We start from the raw sequence: 3,882 nt of genomic DNA, 5'->3' as shown, positions 1-3,882 counted from the left end.
GATGGCGCCCCGCATGCCGCCGATGCCGCCGGTCGGCCGCGCGCCCGATCCGGTCTCCGACTACGCCCGCCGGCCCGCTCCGGGCCCGCAGGCGCCGCAGGGCCTCGACATGCACGGTCGCCCGGCCGCCCAGCCCGGCCCGCAGCACGACGACGACCAGCTCGACATCCCGGCGTTCCTGCGCCGGCAGGCGAACTAAGGACAGGGGCGGGGCGCCGTCCGCCTCGGCGCGCCGCCGCGACGTGCCGCCTGCGGACCGTCCGACCTGCCTCCGGATGGTCTGCACCGAATGGCCGGGCCTCGTGCCCGGCCATTCCATTTTTACGGCCGGGGTGGCTTGCGCACCGGTGATCTCGGCGCGCGCCATGCGCGCCGGCGACCCATAGGACAATTATCGCGCGATCCCATTCGTGGCGAGGGTGTGATTCGCCGGCCGCCGATTCGCCACGAAGCACCTGCAGCACGCGCCGTGGTGCGCTTCGCAGCCGCGGAAGACGATCCGCGAAGCGCGGTAGCGCGGTGTGGTGAACGCGCCAGCGTCAAGCGTGAATGCGGCCGAACAGGACAGTTGTCCTCTGATTTCGTGGCCGAAACCCGGTCGAAAGCGATCGAATTTCAGGTAACAATCGGTAAGAAAGCGTGAGTTGGCCGTTACGGATCAGACGGTTAATGTTCGATCGGCACGGGGACAGACTTGGGCCTCGACGGGGCAGCCACGCGCGCGTGACAAGCGACGGGCTGACGAGGACCTGAACACCGCGTCCCGTGGGGGAAAAACTTGAACGGACTGTCGCGGCATCGCGGCGCGCTAGAGTTTTTTGGGATTGGGACGGTTCACATGAAATCCGGCCGACAGACGACGCTGCGCTCCGACGTGACCGTATCGGGGATCGGCGTGCATTCCGGCGTGCCTGCCACCCTCACGCTGCATCCGGCCGGACCCGGCACCGGGATCCGTTTCGTCCGGCCCGGCACCGACGGCAAGCCCGACCGCCAGGTCAAGGCCGACGTCCGCTCCGTGGTGGCGACCGACTTCGCCACCGTGATCGGCGACGCGACCGGCCCGCTGTGCTCGACCGCCGAGCACGTGCTCGCCACCCTGGCGGGGCTGGGCGTCGACAATGCCGTCATCGAGATCGACGGTCCCGAGATGCCGATCATGGACGGCAGCGCCGAGGACTTCGTCACGGCGATCGACCGGGTCGGCCTGGAGACCACGGCGGCGCCGCGCCGTTACATCAAGGTCCTGAAGCCGGTCCGCGTCGCCGACGGTCGCTCCTACGGCGAGCTGCGCCCCTACGACCGCGGCATGCGATTCGAGGTCGAGATCGCCTTCGAGCATCCGCTCATCGGCCGCCAGGCGCTCGCCTTCGACCTCGACCCGATCCATTTCCGCCGCGAGATCGCCCGCGCCCGCACCTTCGGCTTCATGAGCGACGTGGCGAAGCTGTGGAGCGCCGGCTACGCGCTCGGCGCCAGCTTCGAGAACACCCTGGTGGTCGCCGAGAACCGCATCCTCAACCCGGACGGCCTGCGCTGGGCCGACGAGTTCGTCCGCCACAAGGCGCTCGACGCGATCGGCGACCTCGCGCTGGCCGGTGCGCCGCTGCTCGGCATGTACCGCTCGGTGCGCGGCGGCCACAAGCTCAACCACGCGGTGATCTCGGCCCTGATGGCCGATCCGACCGCCTGGACCATGGTCGATGCGACCGCACTCGCCCGCACCACGGTGCGCGGCCGTGCCGAGCTGACCACCGGCATCGCCGCTCCGGCCTACAGCGCCGACGTGTCCTGACGGAATCTGCCCGGACGACCGTGTCCGGCGGGACGCATGTCCCCCGGCAAGGCCCGCCGCAAAGCCCTCCCGCCACATTCCCGGCCGAATGTCGGGGTTGAGTCCGACCCGACAGGGGATGTTCGGCGTCGAGCATCGCGGCCTGGACGGGCGGCCGCGCGACGCGTCTCACGGGGGACTTCGGTGCTTTCAACGTCGACATCGCGCGCCGCGACGCGCCCGGGCCGGTCCGCAGGCGGACGCGCCGGGCTGCGCCGCCTGATCGCGCTGCTGCCCGTTCTGGTGATTCTCGGCGGCTGCAGCAGCCTCTCGAACCTGTTCGGCGGCAACGACGACGATCTCGGGCCCGACCTCCCGGCCGACAAGCTCTACAACGAGGGTGTCTACCTCCTGAACGAGAAGAACGCGCCCAAGGACGCGGTCAAGAAGTTCGAGGAGGTCGACCGCCAGCACCCCTATTCGGAGTGGGCCCGCAAGTCGCTGCTGATGACCGCGTATTCGTATTACGAGACGCGCCAGTACGACGAGGCGATCGGCGCCGCCAAGCGCTACGTCACGATGCATCCGGGCAGCCCGGACGTCGCCTACGCCCAGTACCTGATCGGCGCCTCCTATTACGACCAGATCCCGGACGTCACCCGCGACCAGACCCGCACCGAGAAGGCGATCCAGTCGCTGGAGGAGGTCATCCGCAAGTATCCGACCTCGGAATACGCGGCGCAGGCCCGCAAGAAGATCGAGGTCGGTCGCGACCATCTCGCCGCCAAGGAGATGGAGGTCGCGCGCTACTACATGCAGAAGAAGAACTTCATCGGCGCCATCAACCGCTTCAAGGTGGTGGTGACGCAGTATCAGACGACCCGGCACGTCGAGGAGGCGCTGATGCGGCTCACCGAGTGCTACATGATGCTCGGCATCGCGAGCGAGGCGCAGACCGCCGCCGCCGTGCTCGGCCACAACTTCCCGGACAGTCCCTGGTACAAGGACGCCTACAATCTGGTGAGGGGTGGCGGCTTCGAGCCGTCCGAGAACAAGGGCTCGTGGATCAGCCGCGCCTTCAAGAAGGTCGGGCTCGGCTGACGACGCCGTCGCCTGCCGGGGATGCGCCGAGAATTGTTCGACGGCCGGGCTTGTCCCGGCCGTTCGCGTTCCTGTAGGACACGCCATTCACTCTGCGCCGTCATGCCCGGCCTCGTGCCGGGCGTCCACGTAGAGGGCCGTCGCCGCGGCAAGGCGTGGATGGCCGGGACGAGCCCGGCCATGACGGACGGAGAACCCGAGTTCGGGGCGCGCTCGCCGTCGAACGATATCGCCCGTACCGTGGACCGAGCATGCTGGCCCGCCTTTCGATCCGCGACATCGTCCTCATCGACCGGCTCGACCTCGATTTCGGGCCGGGCCTCGCCGTGCTGACTGGCGAAACCGGGGCGGGAAAGTCGATCCTGCTCGACGCCTTCGCGCTGGCGCTCGGCGCCCGCGGCGACGCCGGCCTGGTGCGCAGCGGCGCCGAGCAGGGCCAGGTGACGGCCGTGTTCGAGCCGGGCGCGGCGCATCCGGTCAACGACCTCCTGCGCGCCAACGACATACCGGTCGAGGACCAGCTCCTCCTGCGCCGCGTGCAGCTCGCCGACGGCCGCACCCGCGCCTTTGTCAACGACCAGCCGGTCTCCGTGAAGGTGCTGCAGAGCCTGGGCGAGCGCCTGGTCGAGATCCACGGCCAGCACGACGCCCGCGCCCTCGTCGATCCGGCGAGCCATCGTGATCTGCTCGATGCGTATGCGGGGCTGGAGCGCGACGCCGCCGACATCGCCCGCCTGTGGGCGGCGCGGCGCGAGGCGGCCGAGGCGCTGGCGACGCAGCGCGCCGCGGTCGAGCGGGCGCAGCGCGAGGCCGACTGGCTGCGCCACGCCGTCGAGGAGCTGCGCGGGCTCGCCCCCGAGCCCGGCGAGGAGACGACGCTGGCCGAGCGACGCGCCCAGATGATGCAGGCCGAGAAGGCCGCCGACGACCTGCGCGACGCGCTCGCCGTCGTCGCCGGGCCGCAGTCGCCCGGTCCGGCGCTCGCCGCCGCGGTCCGGCGGCTGGAG

At 70.2% G+C, this 3,882-nt stretch carries 4 protein-coding genes; all 4 read left to right on the top strand.

The window, feature by feature from the left end; genetic code table 11:
* A partial coding sequence (locus CCR97_RS25205; RefSeq protein WP_201159989.1) for a hypothetical protein occupies positions 1 to 199 on the top strand: 199 nt, incomplete at its 5' end.
* Positions 200 to 838: 639 nt separating this feature from the next.
* The gene (lpxC, locus tag CCR97_RS25200; RefSeq protein WP_111360003.1) at positions 839 to 1,795 is read left to right on the top strand and encodes a UDP-3-O-acyl-N-acetylglucosamine deacetylase; all 957 of its coding nucleotides are present in this window, start codon (positions 839 to 841) and stop codon (positions 1,793 to 1,795) included.
* Between the two features lie 183 nt (positions 1,796 to 1,978).
* Entirely contained in the window at positions 1,979 to 2,875 is an 897-nt protein-coding gene (locus CCR97_RS25195) for an outer membrane protein assembly factor BamD (RefSeq protein ID WP_420826101.1), read from the top strand.
* Between the two features lie 251 nt (positions 2,876 to 3,126).
* Positions 3,127 to 3,882, top strand: a 756-nt coding sequence (locus CCR97_RS25190; RefSeq protein ID WP_201159987.1) for an AAA family ATPase, incomplete at its 3' end; no start/stop codon positions are given.

The organism is Rhodoplanes elegans (genome assembly GCF_016653355.1).
GTDB classification, from domain to species: Bacteria; Pseudomonadota; Alphaproteobacteria; order Rhizobiales; family Xanthobacteraceae; genus Rhodoplanes; species Rhodoplanes elegans.
This window is presented reverse-complemented; position numbering and strand designations above follow the sequence as displayed.

Coding starts and splice junctions, on each gene's coding strand:
- lpxC (WP_111360003.1), top strand. CDS start 839: ATGAAATCCGGCCGACAGACGACGCTGCGCTCCGACGTGACCGTATCG.